At 56.8% G+C, this 25,576-nt stretch carries 26 protein-coding genes and 1 other annotated feature; of the genes, 14 read left to right on the forward strand and 12 right to left on the reverse strand.

From position 1 onward, the window contains the following. Positions 1-2: 2 nt before the first annotated feature. Genes N2M06_RS08020 through N2M06_RS08030 form a run of 3 tightly spaced genes read right to left on the reverse strand, consistent with a single transcriptional unit; the run spans position 3 to position 2,760 of the window. Positions 3-149, reverse strand: coding sequence for a hypothetical protein (locus N2M06_RS08020; RefSeq protein WP_019933677.1), 147 nt, complete (start codon positions 147-149; stop codon positions 3-5). 9 nt (positions 150-158) lie between these two features. After that, entirely contained in the window at positions 159-836 is a 678-nt protein-coding gene (gene tsaB / locus N2M06_RS08025; RefSeq protein ID WP_346350475.1) for a tRNA (adenosine(37)-N6)-threonylcarbamoyltransferase complex dimerization subunit type 1 TsaB, read from the reverse strand. 4 nt (positions 837-840) lie between these two features. Beyond that, positions 841-2,760 (reverse strand): ATP-dependent DNA helicase, encoded by a 1,920-nt coding sequence (locus N2M06_RS08030; protein ID WP_019933679.1) that lies wholly within the window; start codon positions 2,758-2,760, stop codon positions 841-843. A gap of 139 nt (positions 2,761-2,899) precedes the next feature. Between N2M06_RS08030 and N2M06_RS08035 the strand changes: the two genes are divergently transcribed. Next, positions 2,900-4,717, forward strand: coding sequence for a monovalent cation:proton antiporter-2 (CPA2) family protein (locus N2M06_RS08035; RefSeq protein WP_317074371.1), 1,818 nt, complete (start codon positions 2,900-2,902; stop codon positions 4,715-4,717). Here N2M06_RS08035 and N2M06_RS08040 read toward each other — a convergent pair. Genes N2M06_RS08040 through N2M06_RS08050 form a run of 3 tightly spaced genes read right to left on the reverse strand, consistent with a single transcriptional unit; the run spans position 4,714 to position 9,104 of the window. Then, the gene (locus tag N2M06_RS08040; RefSeq protein ID WP_019933681.1) at positions 4,714-5,445 is read right to left on the reverse strand and encodes a divalent cation transporter; all 732 of its coding nucleotides are present in this window, start codon (positions 5,443-5,445) and stop codon (positions 4,714-4,716) included. The two genes, N2M06_RS08035 and N2M06_RS08040, sit on opposite strands and share 4 nt — an antisense overlap. A 24-nt stretch (positions 5,446-5,469) precedes the next feature. Next, the gene (locus N2M06_RS08045) at positions 5,470-8,157 is read right to left on the reverse strand and encodes a diguanylate cyclase (protein ID WP_346350476.1); all 2,688 of its coding nucleotides are present in this window, start codon (positions 8,155-8,157) and stop codon (positions 5,470-5,472) included. Next, positions 8,154-9,104: an ABC transporter substrate-binding protein gene (locus N2M06_RS08050; protein ID WP_346350477.1), complete on the reverse strand. Its 951-nt coding sequence runs from the start codon at positions 9,102-9,104 to the stop codon at positions 8,154-8,156. Before N2M06_RS08050 ends, N2M06_RS08045 begins: the two co-directional genes overlap by 4 nt. 391 nt (positions 9,105-9,495) lie before the next feature. Further along, positions 9,496-9,618, forward strand: a sequence feature (His leader region). Positions 9,619-9,659: 41 nt separating this feature from the next. Here N2M06_RS08050 and hisG point away from each other — a divergent pair. The 8 genes from hisG to hisIE are packed head-to-tail and all read left to right on the forward strand — an operon-like array spanning position 9,660 to position 16,657. Then, entirely contained in the window at positions 9,660-10,556 is an 897-nt protein-coding gene (gene hisG / locus N2M06_RS08055) for an ATP phosphoribosyltransferase (protein WP_346352163.1), read from the forward strand. 2 nt (positions 10,557-10,558) lie between these two features. Continuing rightward, positions 10,559-11,851, forward strand: a complete 1,293-nt coding sequence (gene hisD / locus N2M06_RS08060) for a histidinol dehydrogenase (RefSeq protein WP_346350478.1) — start codon at positions 10,559-10,561, stop codon at positions 11,849-11,851. Beyond that, positions 11,848-12,906, forward strand: a complete 1,059-nt coding sequence (gene hisC, locus N2M06_RS08065; protein WP_346350479.1) for a histidinol-phosphate transaminase — start codon at positions 11,848-11,850, stop codon at positions 12,904-12,906. Before hisD ends, hisC begins: the two co-directional genes overlap by 4 nt. After that, positions 12,907-13,977 (forward strand): bifunctional histidinol-phosphatase/imidazoleglycerol-phosphate dehydratase HisB, encoded by a 1,071-nt coding sequence (gene hisB / locus N2M06_RS08070; RefSeq protein ID WP_346350480.1) that lies wholly within the window; start codon positions 12,907-12,909, stop codon positions 13,975-13,977. Continuing rightward, positions 13,974-14,564 carry an imidazole glycerol phosphate synthase subunit HisH gene (gene hisH / locus N2M06_RS08075; protein ID WP_346350481.1) on the forward strand — a complete coding sequence of 197 codons (591 nt, stop codon included), beginning with the start codon at positions 13,974-13,976 and terminating at the stop codon, positions 14,562-14,564. Before hisB ends, hisH begins: the two co-directional genes overlap by 4 nt. Then, on the forward strand, positions 14,564-15,301 hold the full coding sequence (hisA, locus tag N2M06_RS08080; protein ID WP_317074382.1) for a 1-(5-phosphoribosyl)-5-[(5-phosphoribosylamino)methylideneamino]imidazole-4-carboxamide isomerase: 738 nt from the start codon (positions 14,564-14,566) through the stop codon (positions 15,299-15,301). Before hisH ends, hisA begins: the two co-directional genes overlap by 1 nt. After that, positions 15,283-16,056 (forward strand): imidazole glycerol phosphate synthase subunit HisF, encoded by a 774-nt coding sequence (gene hisF, locus N2M06_RS08085; protein ID WP_346350482.1) that lies wholly within the window; start codon positions 15,283-15,285, stop codon positions 16,054-16,056. The genes hisA and hisF overlap by 19 nt, the downstream gene beginning before the upstream one ends. Next, entirely contained in the window at positions 16,049-16,657 is a 609-nt protein-coding gene (gene hisIE, locus N2M06_RS08090; RefSeq protein ID WP_346350483.1) for a bifunctional phosphoribosyl-AMP cyclohydrolase/phosphoribosyl-ATP diphosphatase HisIE, read from the forward strand. Before hisF ends, hisIE begins: the two co-directional genes overlap by 8 nt. 352 nt (positions 16,658-17,009) lie before the next feature. On the opposite strand, the gene N2M06_RS08095 is transcribed toward hisIE, so the two are convergent. Genes N2M06_RS08095 through N2M06_RS08105 form a run of 3 tightly spaced genes read right to left on the reverse strand, consistent with a single transcriptional unit; the run spans position 17,010 to position 19,746 of the window. Then, positions 17,010-17,501 carry a GNAT family N-acetyltransferase gene (locus N2M06_RS08095; RefSeq protein ID WP_346350484.1) on the reverse strand — a complete coding sequence of 164 codons (492 nt, stop codon included), beginning with the start codon at positions 17,499-17,501 and terminating at the stop codon, positions 17,010-17,012. Further along, positions 17,498-18,400, reverse strand: a complete 903-nt coding sequence (locus N2M06_RS08100) for a M14 family metallocarboxypeptidase (RefSeq protein WP_346350485.1) — start codon at positions 18,398-18,400, stop codon at positions 17,498-17,500. The genes N2M06_RS08095 and N2M06_RS08100 overlap by 4 nt, the downstream gene beginning before the upstream one ends. 56 nt (positions 18,401-18,456) lie before the next feature. Then, on the reverse strand, positions 18,457-19,746 hold the full coding sequence (locus tag N2M06_RS08105; RefSeq protein ID WP_346350486.1) for a DKNYY domain-containing protein: 1,290 nt from the start codon (positions 19,744-19,746) through the stop codon (positions 18,457-18,459). A gap of 91 nt (positions 19,747-19,837) precedes the next feature. Between N2M06_RS08105 and N2M06_RS08110 the strand changes: the two genes are divergently transcribed. From N2M06_RS08110 to N2M06_RS08130, 5 genes are all read left to right on the forward strand, one after another. Continuing rightward, entirely contained in the window at positions 19,838-20,371 is a 534-nt protein-coding gene (locus N2M06_RS08110; RefSeq protein ID WP_346350487.1) for a hypothetical protein, read from the forward strand. A 13-nt stretch (positions 20,372-20,384) separates the two neighbouring features. After that, positions 20,385-21,902, forward strand: coding sequence for a molybdopterin-dependent oxidoreductase (locus tag N2M06_RS08115; protein WP_346350488.1), 1,518 nt, complete (start codon positions 20,385-20,387; stop codon positions 21,900-21,902). A 27-nt stretch (positions 21,903-21,929) separates the two neighbouring features. Further along, the gene (locus N2M06_RS08120) at positions 21,930-22,763 is read left to right on the forward strand and encodes a hypothetical protein (RefSeq protein WP_346350489.1); all 834 of its coding nucleotides are present in this window, start codon (positions 21,930-21,932) and stop codon (positions 22,761-22,763) included. A 363-nt stretch (positions 22,764-23,126) separates the two neighbouring features. Continuing rightward, the gene (locus tag N2M06_RS08125) at positions 23,127-23,399 is read left to right on the forward strand and encodes a DUF1778 domain-containing protein (RefSeq protein WP_228212957.1); all 273 of its coding nucleotides are present in this window, start codon (positions 23,127-23,129) and stop codon (positions 23,397-23,399) included. Beyond that, positions 23,396-23,896: a GNAT family N-acetyltransferase gene (locus N2M06_RS08130; protein WP_346352164.1), complete on the forward strand. Its 501-nt coding sequence runs from the start codon at positions 23,396-23,398 to the stop codon at positions 23,894-23,896. The genes N2M06_RS08125 and N2M06_RS08130 overlap by 4 nt, the downstream gene beginning before the upstream one ends. A 30-nt stretch (positions 23,897-23,926) precedes the next feature. Here the strand turns inward: N2M06_RS08130 and N2M06_RS08135 are convergent, their stop codons facing one another. From N2M06_RS08135 to N2M06_RS08145, 3 genes are all read right to left on the reverse strand, one after another. After that, a complete protein-coding gene (locus N2M06_RS08135) occupies positions 23,927-24,397 on the reverse strand; it encodes a helix-turn-helix domain-containing protein (RefSeq protein ID WP_346350490.1) in 471 nt (156 codons plus the stop codon). Between the two features lie 86 nt (positions 24,398-24,483). Further along, entirely contained in the window at positions 24,484-24,993 is a 510-nt protein-coding gene (locus tag N2M06_RS08140) for a transposase (protein WP_346350491.1), read from the reverse strand. 133 nt (positions 24,994-25,126) lie between these two features. Continuing rightward, positions 25,127-25,480, reverse strand: a complete 354-nt coding sequence (locus tag N2M06_RS08145; protein WP_346350492.1) for a hypothetical protein — start codon at positions 25,478-25,480, stop codon at positions 25,127-25,129. Positions 25,481-25,576: the final 96 nt, after the last annotated feature.

Here is a 25,576-nt window from a genome sequence, read left to right on the forward strand (position 1 = left end):
ACTCAGCGGCGGCGTTGCCGGTGCCACTGGCGCAACAAACGTTGGCGCTGACGCCGGCGTCGCTGCACACACTGGCGGGTGCGGTGATAAGGCCGCTGGGGAAACAGCAAGGGTGTCTCATCCCGGGCAAACGAATAGAAAGTGGTCACCCCTGCTCCTCAGCGACCCGGCAGTTTCTGCCAGGTAACCTTGTCTCGTAAATACACAGGCCGGGCTTCGGCGGCCGTCTGTACACGACCGGCGGCCAGATCCTGTCGTGCCTGAGGCAGCATGTCGCGGGCATCAGGAAAAGGCACTGCTTCGCACAGGCCCTGTGCATGGGCTGTCAGTTCAGGATAGGTAACAAATCCGCTGCCGGCTGCCTGCTGCCAGCGGGTCTGCGGTATCGCAACGGCCTCGGGGGGCTGTACGGTTTCAGCCAGCGTCGGACTCATTACTCCGTCTTTCAGCGTAAACCCGCCCACATAAACTTCCCCCATGCGGGCATCAATGACGCTCAAGGCCGTGGTACAGCCGGTATAACGATGTGCGCCCTGAGCCAGGGCCTGCAGGTTGGACACACCCAACAGCGGCAATCCGGCTCCGAAAGCCAGCCCCTGAGCCACCCCAAGGGTAATGCGCACACCGGTAAAAGAGCCGGGCCCCCGGCCAAAGGCCAGACCGTCGAGCCGGCTCAGGGTGATTCCTGCTTCATCCAGCAAAGACTGCACCATCGGCAAAATCAGCTCTGTGTGTCCCCGGGGGGCAACCTCATAGCGGGATAAAATATCACCCTCGTACCACAGCGCGGCCGAGCAGGCTTCGGTGGCGGTGTCGATGGCCATTAACAGGCTCATGGCATTACTCCAGATTCATTAAAAATTCATTCAGTGCCGGCAGGCTGCGGGTACGCGGCATGGCCGGCAGACTGGCAATAAAATCGGCCCCATAGCCACGGTTAACCAGACGGGCATCGGCAATCACCAGCGCGCCCTTATCATTCACATCACGAATAAGCCGGCCCACGCCTTGTTTCAGGGTGATAATGGCCCTGGGCAGCTGCACTCGGGCAAAGCCGTCTTCGCCCCGGCGACGGCAGTCTTCCAGCCGGGCGCTGAGCAAGGGGTCATCAGGCGCCGCAAAGGGCAGTTTATCAATCACCACGCACTGCAGTGCCTTGCCGCGCACATCGATGCCTTCCCAGAAACTGCCGGTGGCCACCAGCACGGCACGGCCGTCCTGGCTGAACTGCTCCAGCAGCCGCACTTTGTTGTCTTCGCCCTGCATCAATACGGTACGATCCAGCCGGGCCCGCAGCACCTCGGCGACTTCCCGCATCACCTGATAGCTGGTGCACAGAAAAAAGGTCCCTCCGGGTACCTTTTCCAGGGTATCCAGCAGGGTCTGGGCCAGCATGTGGCCACGGCCGGCACCGCTGGTTTCCGGCAAATAGCGCGGCACGCACAGCCGCGACTGGCGAGGGTAATCAAAAGGACTGTCCAATTGCAAGGTACGGCATTCGCTGAGGCCGAGATCATGACAAAAGTGCTCAAAGCTGTCACCGACCGCCAGAGTGGCCGAGGTAAATATCCAGCTGGTATTTTCCCGGGCAAGCTCGGCAGAAAAGCGCTCTGCCACCGACAAGGGAGTTTTATGCAGGGTAATATGCAGCCGGCTGCAGTCATACCAGAAGGAGTGGCCATTTTCCTCTACCCGGATCAGCGCATCCAGCTCTGTACGCAGACCAATCAAACGCTCAAAGCACTGATCCAGCTGCTCTCCCCGCCCCAGCGCCAGCTTCAGTACTTCATGGGTAAAGCCAAGGCTTTCATTCAGTCTGGCCAGCGCCTGAGCCACCGGTGCCCGGGCCAGTGCCTGTCGCAGCTGGCCACGGCCGGTATCCAGACCAAAGGCCAGCCGAAAGTCCTGGGCACAGCGTTCCAGCTGATCGGCGGCCTTGGACAGCTGAGCCATATCTTTGGCCTCGGTTTTCTGGGCCAGACGCATATCCTTGGCTAAATCACCAAACTGCCGGCTGGACTGGCTTTTACCAAAATACTGGCCGGCAATATCAGGCAGCTGATGGGCCTCGTCCAGAATACAGACCTCGGCGTCGGGTATAAGCTGCCCAAAGCCGGTATCACGCACCGCCATATCCGCAAAAAACAGATGATGATTCACCACCACCACCTGGGCTTCCATGGCCTTGTTACGGGCCTTGACCAGATAGCAATCCTGATAGTGGGCACAGTCACGGCCGGCACAGTTGTCGTTGGTGCTGGTAATCAGTCCGAGAATGTCACTGCGCTCAGACAGGCCGGGAATATCCCCCACATCGCCGCTGGTGGTCAGCGGTGCAAAGCGCCTGACCGTTTGCAGATCCGCCAGTGCCGCCGACGACAGACTGGGCACCGCGTCGCTGAGCCGGCCCAGCCGTTCAATGCACAGATAATTGGAGCGGCCCTTGAGCAATGCCACCGGATAGGCGTAATTCAGCGCCTTGATCAGGGTGGGCAGATCCCTGTGATAGAGCTGCTCCTGCAGATTGCGTGAGCCTGTACTCACCACCACCTTTTTGCCGGCAGCCAGCGCCGGTGCCAGATAGGCAAAGGTTTTACCGGTGCCGGTGCCCGCCTCTACCACCAGCGGCACCTTGTCGTTCATGGCGCGGATAACCGCTGCCGACATGTCTACCTGAGCGGCACGGGGAAGAAACCCGTCAATGGCGCTGGCCAGCGGGCCTTGGGGATCAAACAGGGCAAGGGCGTCGGTGGAGTCCAAGGGCTGAAATTTCCTCGCTAAAAAGTGAATGATATCAAAACCCGCTGCAGGGCGGCAGGCACTATTCCGTTTTATTGAACGCCATGCGAAACTGAACTCACTTCCCCTTTTTGCATTTCTTTTCTGCTCAGGAGCTTTCATGCCCGACGACGGTAGCCTGTTGCAGGCCAGCGTTATTTTTTTGCTGACCGCAGTTGTTATGGTTCCTCTTGCCAAACGCCTCAAGCTGGGAGCCGTGCTTGGCTACCTGCTGGGGGGCGTGCTTCTTGGCCCCTCGGTTACCGGCCTTATCAGTGCACCACAGAGTGTGGCTCAGTTATCAGAACTGGGGGTGGTCATGCTGATGTTTTTAATTGGTCTTGAATTGTCGCCGCGGCGGCTGTGGGTGATGCGCCGTGCCGTGTTCGGGGCAGGACTGGCACAGGTTGTGTTAACCGGTGTGGTGCTGGCGCTGGGTGCCTGGCTGGTATTTTCCCTGCCCGCCAACACGGCACTGGTGCTGGGCTTTGGTCTGGCGCTGTCGTCTACCGCCATGGGCCTGCAGCTGCTGGCCGAGCGCAAGGCACTGAACAGCCCTCATGGCCGCCAGGCCTTTGCCATTTTGCTGTTTCAGGATATTGCTGCCATTCCGCTGATTGCACTGGTGCCGGTGCTGGGGACAGCCCAAAGCACGGACAATAACGGACTCTGGCACCTGCTGCAGGTGGTGGTCAGCATTGGGATTGTATTTGTGGGTGGTCGCTATCTGCTGCGTCCGGTATTTCGTATGGTTGCCAAAAGCGGACTGCAGGAAGTGTCTACCGCCACAGCCCTGCTGGTGGTAATGGGCACTGCCTGGCTGATGGAATGGGCTGGTGTGTCCATGGCACTGGGAGCCTTTCTGGCGGGCCTGCTGCTGGCCGACTCGGAATATCGTCACGAGCTCGAATCCCAGATTGCCCCCTTTGAAGGCCTGCTGCTGGGGCTGTTCTTTATGGGGGTGGGCATGACCGCGGATTTAAGCCTGTTGCTCAGTCATCCCTGGCAGGTACTGGGGCTGGCCACCCTGCTGCTGGCGCTGAAAAGTCCCTTGCTGACGCTGGTTGGCCGCACCGTAGGCCGGCTTCATACCCAGGAGGCGCTGCGGCTTGGGCTGCTGCTGGCCGCCGGCGGGGAGTTTGCCTTTGTTCTGTTCAAACTGGCACTGCAGCATCAGCTGCTGACCACGGCCCTGTACGATCTGCTGGTACTTACCATTACCGTCTCCATGGCACTCACTCCTTTGCTGTTGATGGCAGGTGCCCGCTGGCTGCAACAGGCACCCGCCCCCGGCTCGGTACCGCCGGAATATCATCAGCTGCAGGATCATGGCCCCCGGGCGGTCATTGTCGGCATGGGTCGCATGGGCCAGATAGTCGCGCGCATGCTGCGGGCTCAGCGGGTGCCTTTTGTGGCCTTTGACAACGAAGTGGACACCATCAGTTTTACCCGCAGCATCGACAACATACCCATCTATTACGGTGATCCGCTGCGCGCCGGCGTGCTGCGCACTGCCGGTGCCGAGCAGGCCGAGTTTTTTATTGTGGCGACCGACGACCCCGAAACCAACTTGCAAATCACCGAGCAGGTGCGCCGGCGTTATCCGCACATGAAGGTTATCGCCCGGGCACGCAATCGCCAGCATGTGCATAAATTATGGGATCTGGGTGCCCATCCGGTGCGGGAAACCTTTCACTCCAGTCTGGAAATGAGCCGGCAGGTGCTGCTCGGGCTGGGCCTGAGTGACGAACAGACCGATGCCCGCCTGCGCCGGTTTCGCCAGCACGATGAAGCCGTACTGATGGAGCAGCATAAGGTCTATGATGATGAGGCGGCGCTGATACAAACGGCCCGGCAGGCCAGGGCCGAGCTGGAAAACCTGTTTGAATCAGACCGGCTGGAAAGCCGGCCCGGCGTACTGCAGCAGCCCGACGCTTAACCGCCGTGGCCGGTCAGCATATGACCCATAATACCTAACAGAAAGCCCAGCACTGCCCCCATGGGCGGTGCCCAGTGGCGTTCCAGCACGGCCTGGGGAGCAATGTCCTGAAAGACCGAATATAAAATACCGCCGGCGGCAAACAGCATGATGCCCGACACCAGGGGCGGATTGCCGGCAAACCAGAAATGCCCCGCCAGTGCCGCCAGCGGTCCCAGTAACGACATCACCACAAATGACTTGAGTGCCGTGCCCCGGCCATTGCCCGGGCGGGCACTTTCCGACAGCTCCCGGTAGGCATTAAACCCTTCAGGCAGATTCTGCAGCGCCATCAGTCCCGCCAGCAGCATGGCACCGGTTTTGTTGCCGTAAGCAAAAGCCGCCCCCAGCGCAATGGACTCGGGAATAAAGTCCGACAACATGGCCGCCAGCTGGCCGGCCCGGGTTTTAAAATACGCCAGCAGCACATCCAGCAGCATAAAGGCCAGGCCACCGCCGGCAAAGCACAGGGCTGCCGTGCTCAGTTCCAGCCGCGAGCTGCCTTCCGGCACCAGCACCAGCGCCACCGCCGACAACAGGGCCCCCCCGCCAAAAGCCACCACCGAATGACGAAACTCGCTTTCCAGCCAGTCGGGATGAATGCGTTCTACCCGCGCCAGCATGGCACCGGCGGGCATAGCCAGCCCCGCCAGCAGCGTAACCAGTACCATTATGATGATATCCAGCATAGTGTGCTCCTTGCTAATAAATGGTTATACGTCACTCAGTTCATATTCCAGCTGACGTTGCTCCAGCTCGCCGAAGCGCTGCCAGCCGTTTTTACCCGCCTGTTTGGCGGCATACATGGCCACATCAGCCCGGCGCATCAGCTGATCAGCATCCACACCGTCCCGCGGGTACACCGCCATGCCCAGACTGGCGGAAACCTGCACGGTGGCACAGCTCAGGGTAACCGGCTCACTGGCCGCCTGCAGCAGACGCGCCAGCACATCATTACCGTCATCCGGGCCGCTCATTCCTGCCAGCACAGCAACAAATTCATCACCGCCCAGCCGGCCCAGGGTGTCATTTTCTCTCAGGCTTTGCTGCATGCGGGCGGCCAGCGTTTTCAGCAGCTCATCACCGGCATCGTGGCCATGGGTATCATTAACAGCCTTAAATCCGTCAAGGTCCAGATACACAATGCCCACAGCCCCGCCCTGGCGGCGGCAACCGGCAAGTGCCTGCTGTATTCTGTCTGCCAGCAGCAGGCGGTTGGGCAGCCCGGTCAGCGCATCGTAATGAGCAATACGCTCCAGCTTTTCCTGCTGATCCAGCAGCGGCGTAATATCCGAAAACATAAACACATAGTGCCGGGAACGCCCGCAGTCATCCTGTACCCGGCTTACGCTCAGCATCTGGGCATACTGCTCACCGCTTTTACGCCGGCTCCATACTTCCCCCTGCCAGTATCCGTGGCTGGCCAGTGCCTGCCAGATATCACGGTAGAACGACTCGGCATGCCGGCCCGAATGCAGCATGCTGCCGGGCTGGCCAATCATCTCGCGGGAGGAATAACCGGTAATGCGGGTAAAGGCCTGATTCACATCCAGCACCTTATCGTGCTTGTCGGTGATCATAATGGCTTCCCGGGAATGACTGAATACGCTGGCCGCCAGCCGCAGATCCAGATCGGCCCGGCGCTCACTGGTAATATCATAAAAGGCCACCACCAGACGGTAGTTGGCGTGCCCCAGTGGGGTGGCACTGACTTTAAGCCAGCGCACACCACTGTCGGTATGCAGCTCCATAATCACATTATGCACCGGCCGGTTTTCCTGCATGGCACGATAACTGGCAAATTCGGTTTTGGGCATTTCACTGCCATCGGGTCGTTGTACCCGCCAGCCGCGCTGCTGATACACCGCATTCAGCATATGGCCCGGACGCATGTGCAGCAGCTGCTCGGCACCGCTGTTACAGTGCACAACCCGGCCGCGGTGATCGGTCAGCACTATGCCCATGGGCAAAAACGACACTATGGTGCGCAGCCGCTCTTCATTGCTGATAATCAGCTCCTGCTGCCGGCGACGCTGAGTAATGTCCTGCAGTGTGCCGGACACACGGGCCCCCGCTCCGTTTGTGACCAGCCGGCCTTTCACCAGCACCCAGGCATAGCCGCCCCTGCGCTGGCGCATGCGCAGCTCCAGCTCGAGCTGTTCACTGTGGTCCGTCAGCAAGGCGTGAATGCGTTCCTTCAGCACAGCCAGATCTGGTGCATAAAAGACGGCCCGCAGACGCTCTGCACTCACAGGACCGGACCAGCCCCGGCGGTATCCTGCCGGATAAGCACATTGCTCGCTGCAGCTTAAGGTATCCTTGCCGGCCTGCCACTCCCACACACCAATGCCGGTACCCCAGATCACTTCTTCCAGCTTGCGGCTTTGCTCACGATAATCTTTACGGCTCTGGCGCACCTGCAGGTGCTTGCGTCCCAGTGCCAGCAAACTCAATGACAATAACAACAGCAAGATGCACACAAATAACAGCCAGGGGCCATAAAAACGCCACAAGGTCACCAGGCTGGGCTGGCTTTCCACGTCAAAGGGCGGCTGGCGCAAACGACGGGCCAGATTCTCTACCGGCAAATAATCGCCGGGGGGTGCAAAGCCTTCAATGCCCGCCGCCTGAGCCGCCGGGTGCTGATGATCCAGTGCCATGAGAGCGCTGGCAATACGGCGAATATGCACAGGAGAAACATTGGGCAGAGCCAGAAAGGGCCATTCCGGGTAGAGACGGGTAGATACCCAAAAAGGAAATCCGGGCAGATGCTGCCGGTTGATGATTTTCAGCTGAGCTTGCTTGTCTTTTGATAACCCTTCCAGTATGCCGGTACGCACAAAGCCTGCATCTGCAGTGGCGTTTAATACCGCCTCCACCACTCTGCCGTGAGAGCCCGCCACATCAACCTCAATATCGTTGAGCGTCATATCCGCTTCCAGCAGCTCCAGTGCCTGAGTCTGAAAGCCGCCCAGAAAACGGTAGCCGGGAATGGCCACGGTTTGCCCGCGCAGATGAGCGAGATGCTGAATATCGCTGCGTTCATTGCGGGTAATAATGACGCCCCCCAGCGCACTGGTAGCGGTGCCCCGTTCACGGCTGATTTTGGTGGCCAGCACGCCGGTCAGCGCATTCTGGCTGCGCAGCAATAAATAATGACTGGGATTGGTAAACACCAGATCCAGATTATTACGGGCCAGCTCCTGCTCGATCTCATCCTGGGTCAGCACCAGTAATCTGATGGTGACATCGGGTAACTGTTCGCTTAAATAGGCTGCCAGCGGCTGATACATTTGCTCCATTACCGGCTTGTCTCGGTAGGCAAATACTCCCATGGTCAGCACTTGCTCAGCACGCAGCGGCAGCGCCAGCATCACACACAACAACAGTAACCACCTCATGCCAGCACCTCGGGCAGCCAGCGGGAGCTGAGCAGTTTCTCCTGCACATCGGGCTGTGCCAGCAAACCGTTATTGAGCATAATCTCGTGCAACTGTTGCCCTGCCAGCGCCAGCCGGCTTGCACCATGATCAAGATAACGGTGGTTGGCAGCCAGCCCGGGCAGCATGACCCCTGCCAGCGCCTGTTTCACCTGCTGGGGGCTAATCTGCTGGCGGGCGGCAATGCGATAAAGCGCGTCCTGACGATTGCTGCGTATATGCTCCAGAGCATGAAAATGAGCGGCTATCAGCGCTTTTACGGGCTTGAACATCAGGCTGTCGGTGCGTACCGCCAGCACATCAAAAATGGTATCGGGCAGTTCACGGCTGTTGAACAGGTTAACTCCGCCCAGCTCCAGCAGCCGGCTGGCGGTGGGCTCATAGGTGATAATGGCGTCTACCTTGTGCTGTTGCCAGGCCGCCAGCTGCCCCGCCGGCGGTAACTCTACCGTCTGTACCGCCGCGCGCGGCAGTCCGGCCTTATTCAGCACCCGGTTCAGCATTAATGCACCCAGCGCGGTCGACTCCACCCCCAGCCGTTTTCCTTCAAGTTGTTGCAAGCTGTGAATGCCCGGCCGGGCCACCAGCATATCGGCCCCTGCCGACACATTGAACACCAGCGCAATTTGCAAGGGCAACCCCAGGCTGCGTGCCACCAGCACTTCATCCAGGGTCAGGCAGGCAGCGTCCAGCTCGCCGTTGCGCAGCCCCGCCAGGGAGTCGGTGGCACTGGTACCGGAAATCAGCTCTGCGCCAGCGGGCAGCCAGCGCAGATTTTGCGCCAGATATAAGGTTTCGTAGCCAATCCAGGTATGAATGCCCACCCGCAACGGACCGGTAAAACGGCAGCCGGCCAGAGGCAACAAAGCAAGGCCTGCCAGCCCTGCCAGAAATTGACGACGTTCCATTGCGTTGGTGCTCTCCGGCCACTGCCTGTGTTTTTTCGGTATAACCGTGAATTGTACACAGTTCCATTCAGGCAAAAACGGCTCTCTGCTCAGTTTTGCGACCCGGATCGGGGAAGCAAGGCTGGCCGAACAGATACAGCAGCCGATAAAAATATGCCAAACGGATCATTTTCAGCATAAACCGCGAAGGGTTGCTTACCTTAAAACATAATCAGCGGTCAGCTGTGGCTCTGGCCATATAGTTAATTGATAAGAGTTAAGCTGCTGCTGTCACAGCCTTTTTTAAAATTCGTAATTGGTTATTGGCAAAACGCCGCCGACTTGTTAAGGTAATTTCGACTAAACGAATTGAACGAGCAACGCATTTTATGAACACCCTGCACATCGCCAAGCATCACCATCATCATCCACACTAGTCTTTCAGAATTATTTTCTGGAAGACCTTGCGCTTGGCGGCTTCCAGCAGGACAGAATTTATGACCCCCGGAAGCTTGGCTTTCGGGGGTTTTTCGTTTTCAGGACTCACATCACCAACAAGGAACACAGCTTATGACTTTGGATAACACCCGTCTTCGTATTGCCATTCAGAAATCCGGCCGCCTGAGCAAGGAATGCCAGAAGCTGCTGAAAGGCTGTGGCGTTAAACTCAACATTCGTGAACAGCGCCTGATTGCTCACGCCGAAAACATGCCCATCGATCTGCTGCTGGTGCGCGACGATGACATTCCCGGTCTGGTGATGGACGGCGTGGTGGACCTGGGTGTGGTGGGTGAAAACGTGCTGGAAGAAACCCTGATGGAGCGCAAGGCCACCAGTGAGCCGACCGACTACACCGAGCTCAAGCGCCTGGACTTTGGCGGCTGCCGGCTGTCACTGGCAGTGGCTGATGACTTTGACTACCAGGGCCCCAAAAGCCTGGAAGGCAAACGTATTGCCACCTCCTACCCCTGGCTGCTGAAGCGCTTTATGGACCAGCAGGGCGTGAAATTCAAAAGCGTGATGCTGAACGGCTCGGTAGAAGTGGCCCCCCGTGCCGGCGTGGCCGATGCCATCTGTGATCTGGTGTCGACCGGTGCCACCCTGGAAGCCAACGGTCTGGTGGAAGCGGACGTGATTTTCCGCTCCAAGGCGGTGCTTATTCAAAGCGGTGCCGAACTGTCTGCCGGCAAACAGCAGATTATCGACAAGCTGCTGCCACGTATTCAGGGTCTGCAACAGGCCCGGGAAAGCAAATACATTATGCTGCACGCTCCCAAAGACAAGCTGGAAGCCGTGATCGATCTGCTGCCCGGTGCCGAGCGCCCCACCATTATGCAGCTGGCCGGCGACACCAATCAGGTGGCCATTCACATGGTGAGCAGCGAAGACATGTTCTGGGAAACCATGGAAGGTCTGAAGAGCCTGGGGGCCTCTTCCATTCTGGTGCTGCCCATTGAGAAGATGATGGAGTAAGTATGAAAACCCTGGACTGGAATCAACTGAGCACGGCCGAGCAGGCCGCTGCCCTGCGCCGGCCGGCCCTTGAGCAAAGCGGCCGTGAGGCTCAGGTGGCCGGCATTATTACCAAGGTGCGCGAAGGCGGCGATGCCGCCCTGCTTGAGCTGACCCGCACTCTGGACAAGGCCGAGCGCGACTGCCTTGAGCTGACGCAGGCCGAAATTGACGCTGCCGGCACCCGTATCAGCGATGAGCTGAAAGCCGCCATTGAGCTGGCCATTGGCAATATTGAGCGTTTTCACAGTGCCCAGCTGCCGGAGCCGGTGATTCAGGACACGGCCCCGGGCGTACGCTGCGAGCTGCACTATCAGCCCATTACCAAGGTGGGCCTGTATGTGCCTGGTGGCAGCGCGCCCCTGGTGTCTACTGTGATGATGCTGGCCATTCCCGCGCGCCTGGCCGGCTGCGAGCGGGTGGTGCTGTGCTCGCCACCGCCTATCAATGACGCCATTGTGTACACCGCGGCCCGCTGCGGCGTGGACGCCATTTATACCCTTGGCGGCGCTCAGGCCATTGCCGCCATGGCCTATGGCAGCGAGACCGTGACCAAGGTGGACAAGATTTTCGGCCCCGGTAACGCCTGGGTGACCGAGGCTAAACAGCAGGTCTCCGGCGACGTGGACGGTGCCGCCATCGACATGCCCGCCGGCCCGTCCGAGGTGCTGGTGATTGCCGATGAATTTGCCGATGCCGACTTTATTGCCTCCGACCTGCTGTCACAGGCCGAGCACGGCCCCGACTCTCAGGTGATCCTGGTGACCCCGAGCCGGGATTTTGCCGGCAAGGTAGACGAAGCCCTGGAGCGCCAGCTGGCCGGGCTGTCCCGTGCCGAGATTGCCCGTCAGGCCCTGAGTGAAAGCCGAACCTTTATCTGCAACACCCTGGATGAAGCGGCCGCCATCTCCAATGCCTATGCGCCCGAGCATCTGATTGTGCAGACCGAGAACCCCCGCGCCCTGCTGCCCAGGCTTAAAAATGCCGGCTCCATCTTTCTGGGTGCCTGGACGCCGGAGTCGGTGGGTGATTACGCCAGTGGCACCAATCACACCCTGCCCACCTATGGCTATGCCCGTACCTATTCCAGCCTGGGACTGGCGGACTATCAGCGCCGCTATACGGTGCAGGAGCTGAGCCCGCAAGGCCTGCGGGCCATTGGCCCGGCCGTGGAGCTGCTCGCCGCCACCGAAACCCTGGATGCCCATAAAAACGCCGTGACCCTGCGCCTGGCAAAACTGGAGAAACACGCATGAGCCTGACTCAACTGGCCCGCACCAAGGTGCAGGAGCTGACGCCCTATCAGTCGGCCCGCCGCATTGGCGGCCAGGGCCACATCTGGCTGAACGCCAACGAAGCTGCCGACAGCGGCCAGTTCAGCCTGAACTGTGAACGCCTGAACCGCTACCCCGAGTGCCAGCCGCCCCAGGTGATTGAGCGCTATGCCGCCTATGCCGGTGTTAACCCGGAGCGAGTGCTGGTCAGCCGCGGCGGTGACGAAGGCATTGAGCTGCTCATTCGCACTTTTTGTGAGCCAGGTAGCGATCGCATTCTGATCACCTCGCCCACCTATGGCATGTATGCCATCAGCGCCGAGACCAATGGCGTGCAGGTGGTGGATGTGCCCCTCACCCAGGCGCGCCAGCCGGACTTTGACGGCATTATTGCGCGCCTGGATGAGGTCAAGATTGTGTTCCTGTGCTCCCCTAATAACCCCACCGGCGATCTGGTGGACAAGGCCGGTCTGGTACGGCTGCTGAAAGCCGCACAGGACAAGGCGCTGGTGGTGGTGGACGAGGCCTACATTGAGTTCTGCCCCGCGCACAGCCAGGTTGACTTGCTCAACGACTACAACAACTTGGTGATCATCCGCACCCTGTCCAAGGCCTTTGGTCTGGCGGGCATTCGCTGCGGTTTTACTCTTGCCAGCCCGGAAGTGATCGGCCTGCTGCTGAAGGTGATTGCCCCTTACCCGGTGGCCGAGCCGGTGGCGCAAATTGCCGCTCAGGCACTGAGCGAACAAGGCCTGCTATTAATGCGCCAGCGGGTGGAAGACATTAACCGGCTCAAGGCCGGGCTGGCGGAGCAGCTGCAAAAGCACGCTCAGGTGCAGGAAGTATTCGCCCCCAACGGCAACTATTTGCTGGTGCGCTTCACACCCGGCAGCGAAATATTTGCCCGCATGAGCCGGGCCGGTATCATATTGCGCGACTTTGCAACCCGGCCGGGTCTGGCCGACTGCATTCGCATCACCATCGGCAGCCGTGCCGAAATGGACGCAGTACTCGATGTGCTGCACAAGGAGCAATAAGTGTCTAAGGAACGCATTCTTTTTATTGACCGTGATGGCACCATGGTGGAAGAGCCGCCGGTCGACAAACAACTGGACCGTCTCGACAAGCTGGCCTTTCTGCCCAACGTCATTCCTGCCCTGCTGACCCTGCAAAATGCCGGCTACCGGCTGGTGATGGTCACCAACCAGGACGGCTTGGGCACCGACAGCTTCCCTCAGGAAGACTTTGACGCCCCCCACAATCTGATGATGCAGATCCTCACTTCTCAGGGTGTGCGCTTTGATGATGTGTTGATCTGCCCCCACTTTCAGCACGACGACTGCGCCTGCCGCAAGCCGCGCTTAGGCCTGGTAAAAGACTATCTGCAGCAGGGCAAAATCGACTTTACCGACTCCTGGGTGATTGGCGATCGTCAGACCGACATGCAGCTGGCGGAGAACATGGGCCTTAAAGGCCTGCACTACGGCCATAACAATCTCGGCTGGAGCCAGATTGTAGAGCAGCTGACCAGCCGTGGCCGCACCGCCGAAGTGACCCGCACCACCAAAGAAACCGACATTCGCGTCAGTGTGGATCTGGATAACAGCGGCGGCAGCCGAATTGATACCGGTCTGCACTTTTTTGACCATATGCTGGATCAGATTGCCACTCACGGCGGCTTTCGCCTGAACGTAAAAGTGGACGGCGATCTGCACATAGACGATCACCACACGGTGGAAGACACCGCCCTCGCCCTGGGTGAGGCCCTGCGCAAGGCGCTGGGCAACAAGCGCGGCATTGGCCGCTTTGGCTTTGTGCTGCCCATGGACGAATGTGAAGCGGCGGTGACCCTGGACTTGTCCGGTCGCCCCTATATGAAATTTGACGGTCAGTTCCATCAGACCAAAGCCGGCGATCTGTCGGTAGAAATGGTGCCCCACTTCTTCCGCAGTTTAAGCGACAGCCTTGCCGCCAATATTCACCTCAAGGTGACCGGTGACAATACCCACCACATGGTGGAAAGCGTGTTCAAAAGCTTTGGCCGCGCCCTGCGTCAGGCACTGAAAGTGGAAGGTAATGAGCTGCCGTCGAGCAAGGGGGTTTTGTGAAAACAGTCATTATCGACACCGGCTGTGCCAACCTCTCTTCCGTGCGCTACGCCATTGAGCGCCTGGGCTACAACGTGACCGTCAGCCGCGACCCTGAAGTGGTGCTGGCCGCCGACAAGCTGCTGCTGCCCGGCGTGGGCACCGCCAAAGAGGCGATGAAAAACCTGCACGAGCGCGGCCTGATTGAGTTGATAGATCAGCTGCACCAGCCGGTGCTGGGTATCTGCCTTGGCATGCAGATGCTGGTGAACCACTCCGATGAGGGCGACGTGGACTGCCTGGGCAAGGTGGACGCCAATTGTGTGCACCTGGAAGGGGGTGAAGGCATCCGCCTGCCCCATATGGGCTGGAACCAAATCACCCCCATGCCGGAGCACCCGCTGTTCAAGGACATTCCCGAAGGCAGCTTCTTTTATTTTGTGCACTCCTATGCGGTACCCGTGGGTGAATACACCCTGGCCACCTGTCAGCACGGCCAGGCCTTCAGCGCCGCCATTGGTCAGGAAAACTTCTTTGGCGTGCAATTTCACCCGGAGCGCTCCGGTGCCGCCGGCGCACAACTGCTGAAAAACTTTCTGGAGCTGTAATGATTATTCCTGCAATAGACCTGATTAACGGCAAAGTAGTGCGGCTGTATCAGGGCGACTATGCGCAAAAAACCGAATACACCGCCTCGCCTCAGGAGCGCTTTGATCTGTACGTGGCCGAAGGGGCCACTCAGCTGCACCTGGTGGATCTGGATGGGGCCAAAAACAGCAGCGAACGCCAGCTGGAGGTGATTAAAAGCCTGATTGAAAACACCCCAGTGCCGGTGCAGATTGGCGGCGGCATTCGTACCGAGCAGGACGTAAAAGACCTGCTCGATATCGGTGCCCAGCGGGTGGTGATTGGCTCCACCGCGGTGAAAAATCCGGAAATGGTGGCCGGCTGGATCAAGCACTATGGCCCCGACCGCATTGTGCTGGCGCTCGACATTAACATTACCGCCAGCGGCGAGAAGAAAATCGCCATTGCCGGCTGGCAGGAAGACAGCGGCATCACCATAGAGGCCCTGCTAGAGCACTATCTGCCCGCGGGCCTGTGCCATGTGCTGTGCACCGACATCTCCAAAGACGGCACCCTCACCGGCTCCAATGTGGCGCTCTATCGTGAGCTGGCCGCCCGCTATCCCACCATTTTGTGGCAGGCGTCCGGCGGCATCGGCAACATCGATGACATAGACGCCCTCAAGGGTACCGGCGTGGCCGGCGTGATCCTCGGCCGCTCGCTGCTGGAAGGCAAATTCACCGTCAAGGAGGCCATTGCATGCTGGCAAGACGCATAATTCCCTGCCTGGACGTAAAAGACGGCCAGGTGGTCAAAGGTGTGAAATTCCGCAACCACGAAATCATCGGCGATATCGTCCCGCTGGCGGAGCGTTACGCCGCCGAAGGGGCCGATGAGCTGGTGTTTTATGATATTACCGCTTCAAGCCAGGACCGCGTGGTCGACAAAAGCTGGGTAAGCCGGGTGGCGGAAGTAATCGACATTCCCTTCTGCGTGGCCGGCGGCATTAAATCGGTGGAAGACGCGGCGCGTATTCTGGAGTTTGGTGCCGATAAAATTTCCATCAATTCCCCTGCCCTCAGCAATCCGAAGCTTATCACACAACTGGCCGACACCTTTGGTGTGCAGTGCATCGTAGTGGGCATCGACTCCTACTATGACGAGGCCACCGGCCAGTATCAGGTGCACCAGTTTACCGGTGACGAAAGCCGCACTCAGGTGACCCGCTGGAGCACCTTTGACTGGGTGCAGGAAGTACAGCAGCGCGGTGCCGGTGAAATTGTGCTGAACGTGATGAACCAGGACGGTGTGCGCCAGGGTTATGACATTGAGCAGCTGCTGAAAGTGCGCGCCATTTGTGATGTGCCGCTCATCGCCTCGGGCGGTGCCGGCGAAATGGTGCATTTTCGTGATGCGTTTCTGGAAGCCGACGTGGACGGCGCGCTGGCCGCCTCGGTGTTTCACAAGGGCATCATCAACATGGGTGAGCTCAAGCAGTATCTCAAGCAGGAAGGAGTGGTGATCCGTGATTGATGCCAACAAGCTGGACTGGAACAAGGTAGACGGCCTGATGCCGGTGATTGTGCAGGACAGCCACAGCGGCCGGGTATTAATGCTGGGCTATATGAACCAGGATGCGCTCGCCAAAACCCAGGAAACCGGTCAGGTGACCTTTTTCAGCCGCACCAAGAACCGACTGTGGACCAAGGGTGAAAGCTCGGGCCATGTGCTCAAACTGAAAGACATCAGTACCGACTGCGACCAGGACACCCTGCTGGTGATGGCCGAGCCGGTGGGTCCTACCTGCCATCTGGGCACCGTCTCCTGCTTTAACGAGCAACAGGCTCCGGCACTGACCTTTTTCGCCGAGCTTGAGCAGGTGATTGCCAGCCGCAAGGGGGCGGATCCGGCCTCCAGCTACACCGCCAGCCTGTATGCCAGCGGCACCAAGCGCATAGCGCAAAAGGTGGGTGAAGAAGGCGTGGAAACGGCGCTGGCCGCCACCGTGCACGACAAAGACGAGCTGGTGAATGAATCTGCCGACCTGCTCTACCACCTCACCGTGCTGCTGCAGCAGGAAGGCCTGGAGCTGGCCGACGTCATGGCCAGGCTCAAAGAGCGCCACAGCAAATAACACCAAGGCCGGGCTTCACGCCCGGCTTATCCGCCGCCTGAACCATCGCAAGCCGCCTGCAGAATCGTGCCATATCGTCGGGCACCGTAACCACTCCAGCGACACGCCGTGAATCCATCCATGGAAGCTCCGCTGCGCCATCCATGGCGCAGAGGGTACGCTGGAGCGGATTACTATGCCCTCCTTATCAGATAACGAGTTTCCCGTACTTGTGGGTGAGCACAGCGAATCCCAACACATCAGACATCGGTTTAACTTCTCACCCCGCCATTTTATGTAAAATAAAATCCCTTTATTCCCGTAATATCAGGCTCATACGATAACCGGCAGCACCCCTTCAACAGTTTAGGCTTCAACCCTCATCGGCCAGCCATTTGTACATCACAAAAGTATCCACATACCCAAGCCGCGCATGCCGGTATGCCCCGGGAACCCGGCCAACAATGTCAAAGCCGAGCTTTTGCCACAGCCGCACCGCCACCTCGTTGGTGGAAACCACGCTGTTAAACTGCATGGCCTTAAAGCCAAGGGCCAGCGCCTGCTGCCGGGAGTGCTCGCACAGTGCTTGAGCAATGCCCTTGCCCCTGGCCTGCTCGGACACCATGTAGCCGCAGTTGCACACATGGCTGCCCGGCCCGGCGGCATTGGCCTTGATGTAATACGAGCCCAGCACCTCACCCTGCTCAACATACACAAAGGTTCTCAGCGGCAGCTCGCACCACAACTCATAGGCCTGCTCCAGGGCCATGTCCGGCGCAAAGGCATAGGTTTCCTGCGCCTGAATCACCCGGGAGAACACAGGCCAGAAGGATTCAAATTCCGAACGTGTAATGGGCTTAATCATGAGAGCGCATAATCCATGGCCGCACACACTGCCGCCACCTGGGCAGCATTGCACTGCTCGGGCGTGGCGCGGGGGCTGTCGGGGTAGACTTCCGTGGTGGTTTTGTAACGGGCGTTGGTCATGCCGGCACACAGGCCAAGTTTTGTGAGCGGATATTCAATCACCCCTCTGGCCACCACGGGTGAGCCGATGATCTCCCCCTTGTCATCCGCCGGTGCAATGTGAGTGACCTTTTCCACCGCTGCGATCACCGCCTGCTGAAAATCAGGCTGCGGGCTCTCGCTGTCATCCACCAGATAAAAGCCATCGGGAATGCCGCAAGGCTCATAGGGCTTGCCATCTCGTGCCGCCAGCGCCGGGCGAAACTCGCTTTCATCGGTGTCCGTGGTCTCGTGCAGATCAATATGCAGCAATACGTGCTCCTGCAGCTGTGCCACCAGTTGCATGAGTGCCGCTGACTCCACTGCCGGGCTGTTTTTCCTGAATGAACGGTTCGGATCTACTGCGTTAGCATTCCAGCGATGAATACGCTCATAAGCCCAGGGGCTGACGCAGGGTGCCACCAGCAAATTAACCCGGCCGGTATAACGCTCGCCGTGCTGCTCCACAAACTGCAGTGCCCCGTGCACACCGCTGGTTTCATAACCGTGCACACCGCCGGTTACCAGCACCACCGGCAAACCCTCCTGCCATTGGTTACGAATGGCCATCAGCGGAAAACGCTCATCGCCAACAGTCAGCTCGCCATATTGCTGCACCTCAAAACGCGAAGCCAGGCGCTCAATGGCCGCAAGCACTTCTTCTTTATAACTACGCTGGCGGCGCTGCAGCGCCAGCCATTCGGCGCGCTCCGCCTCGCCCCAGGGCTGGCCGGGGATACCTATGGGATATGTGCTCATGGTGTTTCTCCAAATTGTTATGCCGGCAGCATTGTATCAGAATGGCACTCATCCCCTTAATACTCCGCCATTTTTAAAACATACTCGCCCGCGTCATTTTCACCGGCATATAAATTATTTTTATATTCAAATGTGGATGGCCTGGCATTTGTTACTCTGTGCTCACCCCAATAGACATGGCTGACATCTTTTGAAAAACGATTCGTGAGCACAGTAAAGGTCTCGGCATCGGCACCAGCAATGGCAGTGTTATAATAAAAAACCTGATCACCGATGCGCACAAAGGCCTTGTCATTCTCATCCAGAACGATAACACCTTCAGGATTAATTCCAGCCAGCTTTTCACTTCTGGAATAAACCTCATTGTTATAAACATAATAATCATTGGTAATATCAGACACATCGTCATGAGGAACCAATATCACCGTGGTTGCATTCAAATGCAGGGCCCGCCACTTCCATAGTTTTTTCAACTCATCGGCTTCAGAGCGAGTCACTTCCGATGGCGTTCTGTTTTCAACCAGGTTGCCATTATAATAAACATGATACTTATCTTTTGAAATGGCATCATTCATCACGGTGAAGCTGGCAGGATCACTGCCAGAAATGGGCGTATTAAAATAATAAGCCTGATGTTTATCTTTTCTGTAATAAGGAGAGAGCACGGTAAAGCCCTCGGGCACCATGCCTGCAACAAGCTCGCCGTTGGCGTAAACATGGGCGGCATCTTTGGCGTATTCATCATCAATGATCTCAAAATGGTCGGCGTCATCACTGATCACTTTACCCAAATACAGCACCTGTTCACCATGCCTGATATAACGATCGTGCCCCCCGGAGATGGCAGCAGGCACTGCAGTGCGCGGAATTTTGGTATCGATGTAATGATACAGATAATCTTTATCCATGGAGTAAGCGCCATAAAGGTAAGAGAAAGAGTCTGCATCCGCGCCCTCAATCTGCTTACCATAACCAAAAACCTTGTTGTTACTGACAAGATAATCTGCATCAATCACTTTTGCCGGGTCGGCGGGGCTCGCCTCTGCCACAGGCTGGCCGTTGTAATAGACATGATGGCGGTCTTTTGCGTAATGCTGGTTTATTACCGTAAAGCTATCAGGATCGGCCGCTGCCACCTCTTTGCCTCCCACCTGAAAGAAGTTGCCATCCAGCACATAAATTACCTTGCCGTCCTGCTGATAATACTGATTACTCAGCTTGCTGTTATAAGCCACCGCATTATATGAACCGGGACTGCTCACATATGATGAAAAAACAAACACCACCAGAAAATAGGCAATAACCAATAGCAGCAGTGTGATCCCTATCCATATAAACACTTTCATTATTCCATCCCATGAATTTTAATGGCGCTCATGATAACATAGCGTCAACTGACACCAACTGGTGATAAATAATTTTTGATGGAGGCAATGCATGGCAATGGAAGACGAAAACTCCCCCGCGCTGCGTGCCGGTGTGGACTTTCGTGGCACACCAAACGCAACCCGGCCAGTGCTTGAACACATAACACCGGGCAACAAGCGCGCTCCGTTTTTGCGCTACATTCGCATCAATCTGCCGCGCACCACCCGCCTGCTGCTGGTGGCCGTTATTGCCGTGATCGGCGGTGCTTCCGCATCTGTTGCCTTATCCGGCCATGAGCCCTTTCAATACGCAAACCAGACCTTGTGGAGTGTGTGCGGGGCGGCTGCCCTGTTCGTTGCCCTTGGTTTACTCACCTCTGTCCGCATCTGGAAATGGGGCCTGCCCATTGCGCTCTCCTCACTGCTTATCTACCTTGGCGGCCTGCTTGGCAATGCGCCCTATGTATGGAACGGGGCCAGTGTGGTTGCCGCCGCCATCTGGAACCTGACGCTGCTGGCTTCACTCGCTTATCTGGTGCTTTCCTGGGCACTGCACTACGGCATGATCGTTGCCGCTCCCGATAACCAACACTTTTTAGACTGACAAGGCTGTATCAATGGATCTCGGATTTCCGTGGTGGCTTCGTGTGGAGCACTTTCTCAACATCATCTTTATTTCGTTTCTGGTTCGCTCAGGCCTGGAAATTCTGGGTACCTACCCCAAGCTTTACCGTTCCCAGCACACAGTGCCCGGCACCGCCTGGGCCAAATTTACGGTTCAGCAGGAGCCCAAGCACAAGTACTACACAGTAGGCGGCGAAGACAGTGACTACTCCCCGCGTATATCGCTGCCCGGCCATCGCCAGCTGGGTCTGGGCCGTTACTGGCATTTCATCACAGTGACCGGCTTTGTGACCTGCTGGCTCATTTACTTTATATTGCTGCTGGTGACCGGCCAGTGGCGGCGCTATGTGCCCACCAGCTGGGACACCTTTACTCAGGCAGGCCACGATATGCTGGCCTATCTTGCCTTTACCATGCCCCACCCCGCCGATGGCATGGTGTTTAATGCGCTGCAGCAACTCTCTTACGGTTTTGTGGTGCTGATACTCACGCCTTTGGTCATTCTGACCGGTGCCTTTCAGTCTCCGGCCATTGCCAACCACTTTTCGCGCATTACCCGATTACTCGGTGGCCGCCAGGTGATCCGCAGCACGCATTTTTTGTGTCTGGTCGGCTATGTTGCCTTCTTTGCCGTGCACCTGCCGCTGGTGTTTCTTCACGGCTACCTGCACGAAACCTCCAAAATGGTGTTGGGCCACTCCAACAACCCGGTGCTGGGCGGCGCTATTTTCACCTTTGGCCTTGCGCTCGTTATTACGCTGCATGTGGTGGCCACCCGCTGGACCCTGGCGGACGGCCGTGCCGTTGAGAGATTGCATAACCGGATTGTGCGGCCATGGTCCAACCTGCTGTATAAACTGCCCGCGCGCATGCACTACGACCGCTCCAATATCACAGGTAAAGACGTGGGGCTGAAGAACGCCACACAAAACTTTCGTGGCAGCGGACGGCCACCCGAAACTCCCGAGTACCTGGCGCTGATGGCCAACGGCTATGAAGACGACTATGTGCTTGAGATTGGCGGTTACGTTGAACGCCCCATGACCCTGACCATTGCAGAGCTGCACGAGCTGGCCGCAGGCCACTCACAAACCACACTGCACCACTGTGTGCAGGGCTTCAGCTCCATCGGGCGCTGGCGCGGCATTACTATGGCTGATCTGTTGGACCTGGTTAAGCCCCTGCCCGGTGCCACCGATGTGGTGTACACCAGCTTTCAGAACATGGGCCGCGACGATGTTCTCTATGAAGGGGGAAGCTACTATGAGTCCACTCCCATGGTTGAAGCGCGCATGCCTCAGACGCTGATTGCCTTTGAGCTGAACGACGAAGGCGAGATCCCGGCCAAAAATGGCGCGCCGGTGCGGCTTCGCCTGGAAACCTCAACCGGGTTTCGCAGCCTCAAGTGGCTGGAACGGATTGAGGTGGTAAACCGCTACGACATTATCCTTGAGGGTCGCGGTGGCTTCTTTGAAGACACCGACTTTTTCGACCGCAACCAGCTGATCTGACCGCTCGCGAATAAAGGAAAGAGTTTTATGACCCTGAAAAAAACACGCCTGCGCACGCAAGCCGAGCTGGATGCCTGCATGGCCGCGCGGCAAAGACCGGTGCGCAACACCTTTGACGGTATGTACCCGCTGCACCAGGATATGGAACTGTCGGACGAACAGGTGCGAATAGTGCTGGACTACCTGCAGGAGGTGAATTTTCATCTACCCGGTGCCGCCCCCCATGAGTTTCTTGTGGTGCGCTGGGCGCGCTACACCGGGTTTCAGTTTATGCAGGAAGATCTGGAAGCCTATGCCATTGGCCTGAGATGCACCCATCCCGGCATGGAAGATCAGCACACCTTTATTCGTATGTCCTGGGGCCAGCTGATGGGCGACCCTGATGCCGCTCGCCTGCCGGTGAACGAGCCCGTGCTGGCAAGCGACATGATGACCCTCGCCCGCTATCGCGACACCCGCACCGGCCCCTCAAAAACCGGCGTAGACGCCTATGGCGATGGCCCTGTACCAGGCACCGACTTTGACCTCAAGCTGCTGAACGGTGCACTGGATGACGTAATAGCGCAGCACCAAGCCGGCAAGGGCCGCGAAATCAACTCATGGTGGAACCCCGCCCTTAACTGGGGCGTGGCGCTGGCAGGGCGCTACCCGCGACTGAAATACTTTGAGCTTAAGGGACGCCTGGATGAGAAAACCCTGGCTGCGTTGCACGCCTTTGAAGCGCGGGCCGCAAACGCAGAAACCGCCTTGCAGGCACTCGGCCTGGCCTCACCTGCATCCGTGGCTGAGTCTGCCCTTAAACAGGCGGAGAAAGCAGAGGGTGGCACCTTCTCCCGCAAACATAGGATTCGCAACCCTTAAGTTAACTTCTTGTGCGTGAAGCAAATTTCAGTAGTGGTAACGACACGAAACAATAGTGATGGCTTGATCATCTACGGCGTAAACAAGTCTTCTGAATCTCGGCGAGTGATGATGGTGGTGTCGGCATCGTTCACCACATCGTCCAACATAGCTTCCAGGTTATGACCTGTACAGCTAACTGGACATGACACATTGATACGGAAACTACCCTGTTGAAACAGGGTCAACGCTTCAATCAGCCGACGCGTTAGCGTCAACTTGATGGCCTTGTTAGCCACGTGCCAAAATGACACAACAATTGCCAATCTCAAACAACCATGCCATACTCTTCATGTGCCACTTTGACACTCAATGGAGGTTTGTATGGCCGCTGCATTACCACGTATCACTGCCCGTGTAGACATTGATACTCAAGAATTACTATCACAAGCTACTGCTATCGCCGGCATGTCTAGTATTAACTCATTCGTTCTTAGTGCCGCTGTTGAAAAAGCAAAACAGATTATGGAACGTGAACGAGCACTTAAGCTCAGTCAACGTGATGCCATGATGCTCATGGATGCTCTTGATGAACCAGCAAAACCTAATGCGCGTCTGCAACGGGCAGCTGCTCGTTACAAGGACAAAACGCAATAATGAAGACGGTACAATTAGACAAAGTTAAACACGACCGTCATCGCTTTGATTGTGGTATTGATGCTCTAAACAATTATTTGAAAATCATGGCAAGTCAACAGGCCAAGAAAGACAACACCCGTACTTTTGTACTTGAAGATGCAAACTGTACCGAACATGTCATTGGCTATTACACACTAACCATGACACCTATTGATTTAACATCATTACCAACAAAACTACAGAAGAAACATCAAAATGCCAGCTCTGGCGGCTTGATCGCCCGACTTGCTGTTGACCAACGATACAAAGGTAATGGCTATGGTGAATGGTTACTTATTGATGCACTTAAAAAATTGCTAATGGCCAGTGAAACTGTAGCCTTTCCTCTCGTTATAGTTGACGCTAAAGACGGTGCCGAATACTTCTACGAAAAATATGGTTTCACTGCATTTCAAGATGCTGAAAACAAACTATTTATAACTATTGCAGATGTACGAGCTAGCATTGGCGATTGATGGATCGCCTTTTGCGGCTAACGCCCGCATTTACGGCTCGTTTGGAGCGCAGCGGAAAACGAGTCCTTGCTGCTTTGACTTGTTAAGTGTCCTGTGCCGTGTGTGGCACGGCCTCTCCTTGCCTTTGCTCTTGCCCAGTAGAATAAGCACAAAGCAGGAAAAATCATAGTGGCCGTCTTGAGCATATGATTGGGTTGCAGCCATTCCCTTATGCCGCGGTTTCGTACGGCCGCGATGATGTTGCTGCTGATGCTTTTTTAGCACACGATAGAACGACGATTCCGAGGCCAGGTAAATGCCTTTGTCTGCCAGTGAGGGCACTATCTGCGACGGGGGCAAGCTCCGGTACTGTGGTTGATTACAAACATTCAGAATCGCCAGCTCCTCGGCCTGGGTCAGTTTGTGCGGTTGTGCAACTCGCTCTGCCTCGGGCCGTTTATCTGCTGTCACTTGACCGTCAGCGGCTTGCCAGCGTTTCAAGGTACGCTCGCTGATGTCCATTAACTCAGCGACCTTGTACCGGGCAGCACCAGCGGCAACGGCTTGATTAAATAAGTCCAGCAGCCTTGTACGTTCCTCCAGCGGCGTCAGTCGTCCTCGCTGTTGTCCGGATCTTCGCCGTACAAGGCATCGAGCTTTTTTGACAGCACCAGCAGTGCAGTGGTTTCAGCCAGAGCCCGGTCTTTACGGCGCACTTCCGATTTCAGTTTCTTGATTGTTTTACGGTCTTCCCGTTGCTGCTTCTGAACCGTTTTCTGATGTTCATCTTGCATGCCAGCACCTTGGAGACAGGCTGCTTTCCAGCGATGAACCTGCTCTGGGTACAGGCCTTTCTCGCGGCAGTAAGTACTGAGTTCGACCTCAGACATGGAGGCTGTTTCGATGACAACCGCCAGCTTGGACTCAGGGGACCAGTCCTCCCCGGTATTACGATGACCTGGCACGGGCATTCCTTGTTCTCGACACTGTTTCAGCCAACTATACAGGGTCACATCGGATATGCCTTCCTCTGTGGCCACCGACACCACACTTCTGCTCTGTGGAGGCAACAATTTCTTCAATACAGCGGCTTTTCGTTCTTTGGAATAACGTGGCATGAATGCTCCCATACCGCCCCAGATTGGTTAAATTCAGGCGACATCGCCAACTGGACAACTAGTCTGACAGAGGGGGATGGCGCGCTCGCCGCTGTCCCTTATGACCAGGCTGAGCGCTCCTTAGCTTTACTTTTTACGGACCGTAAACCTCACCAATTAACCCAATATAAAGTTGCTTACATGAATATGCTAATGGCTTTTTCAATATACTATCGTAAGTAATGAATACACCCTCAGCTAATCCTAATCCATAATTAAGCGATCCTAGATGTTCTGAATTTGTTGATACTGATTCTTGAGTTAGTCCAACATCTTGTGCCGTAGTGAATGCGGTCTGAACATGTTCAGAAGCCATGTTGTCTACTGATGAACATTTTTCTTGATATGTTAATGCAGCGCCAACCATCGCTATTTCATTAACTTTCGCTTGCACTTCACTAATAGCTGACAAAGTTAACAATGAAAACAGGGCATATTTTATTTTCATATTCACCTCATAAATAAAAAGCACTTTGTAAAGCTTTGTTTTTCTTCAAGTCGCGCACACACAACTCAAAATATAATATAATATATTATAGATATA

Origin of the sequence: Oceanimonas sp. AH20CE76, assembly GCF_039654065.1 — a bacterium.
Lineage (GTDB): Bacteria > Pseudomonadota > Gammaproteobacteria > Enterobacterales > Aeromonadaceae > Oceanimonas > Oceanimonas smirnovii.

Coding starts and splice junctions, on each gene's coding strand:
- tsaB (WP_346350475.1), bottom strand. CDS start 836: ATGAGCCTGTTAATGGCCATCGACACCGCCACCGAAGCCTGCTCGGCC.
- N2M06_RS08035 (WP_317074371.1), top strand. CDS start 2,900: ATGCCCGACGACGGTAGCCTGTTGCAGGCCAGCGTTATTTTTTTGCTG.
- N2M06_RS08040 (WP_019933681.1), bottom strand. CDS start 5,445: ATGCTGGATATCATCATAATGGTACTGGTTACGCTGCTGGCGGGGCTG.
- N2M06_RS08045 (WP_346350476.1), bottom strand. CDS start 8,157: ATGAGGTGGTTACTGTTGTTGTGTGTGATGCTGGCGCTGCCGCTGCGT.
- N2M06_RS08050 (WP_346350477.1), bottom strand. CDS start 9,104: ATGGAACGTCGTCAATTTCTGGCAGGGCTGGCAGGCCTTGCTTTGTTG.
- hisD (WP_346350478.1), top strand. CDS start 10,559: ATGAAAACCCTGGACTGGAATCAACTGAGCACGGCCGAGCAGGCCGCT.
- hisC (WP_346350479.1), top strand. CDS start 11,848: ATGAGCCTGACTCAACTGGCCCGCACCAAGGTGCAGGAGCTGACGCCC.
- hisA (WP_317074382.1), top strand. CDS start 14,564: ATGATTATTCCTGCAATAGACCTGATTAACGGCAAAGTAGTGCGGCTG.
- hisF (WP_346350482.1), top strand. CDS start 15,283: ATGCTGGCAAGACGCATAATTCCCTGCCTGGACGTAAAAGACGGCCAG.
- N2M06_RS08095 (WP_346350484.1), bottom strand. CDS start 17,501: ATGATTAAGCCCATTACACGTTCGGAATTTGAATCCTTCTGGCCTGTG.
- N2M06_RS08100 (WP_346350485.1), bottom strand. CDS start 18,400: ATGAGCACATATCCCATAGGTATCCCCGGCCAGCCCTGGGGCGAGGCG.
- N2M06_RS08105 (WP_346350486.1), bottom strand. CDS start 19,746: ATGAAAGTGTTTATATGGATAGGGATCACACTGCTGCTATTGGTTATT.
- N2M06_RS08110 (WP_346350487.1), top strand. CDS start 19,838: ATGGCAATGGAAGACGAAAACTCCCCCGCGCTGCGTGCCGGTGTGGAC.
- N2M06_RS08115 (WP_346350488.1), top strand. CDS start 20,385: ATGGATCTCGGATTTCCGTGGTGGCTTCGTGTGGAGCACTTTCTCAAC.
- N2M06_RS08120 (WP_346350489.1), top strand. CDS start 21,930: ATGACCCTGAAAAAAACACGCCTGCGCACGCAAGCCGAGCTGGATGCC.
- N2M06_RS08125 (WP_228212957.1), top strand. CDS start 23,127: ATGGCCGCTGCATTACCACGTATCACTGCCCGTGTAGACATTGATACT.
- N2M06_RS08135 (WP_346350490.1), bottom strand. CDS start 24,397: ATGGACATCAGCGAGCGTACCTTGAAACGCTGGCAAGCCGCTGACGGT.
- N2M06_RS08140 (WP_346350491.1), bottom strand. CDS start 24,993: ATGCCACGTTATTCCAAAGAACGAAAAGCCGCTGTATTGAAGAAATTG.
- N2M06_RS08145 (WP_346350492.1), bottom strand. CDS start 25,480: ATGAAAATAAAATATGCCCTGTTTTCATTGTTAACTTTGTCAGCTATT.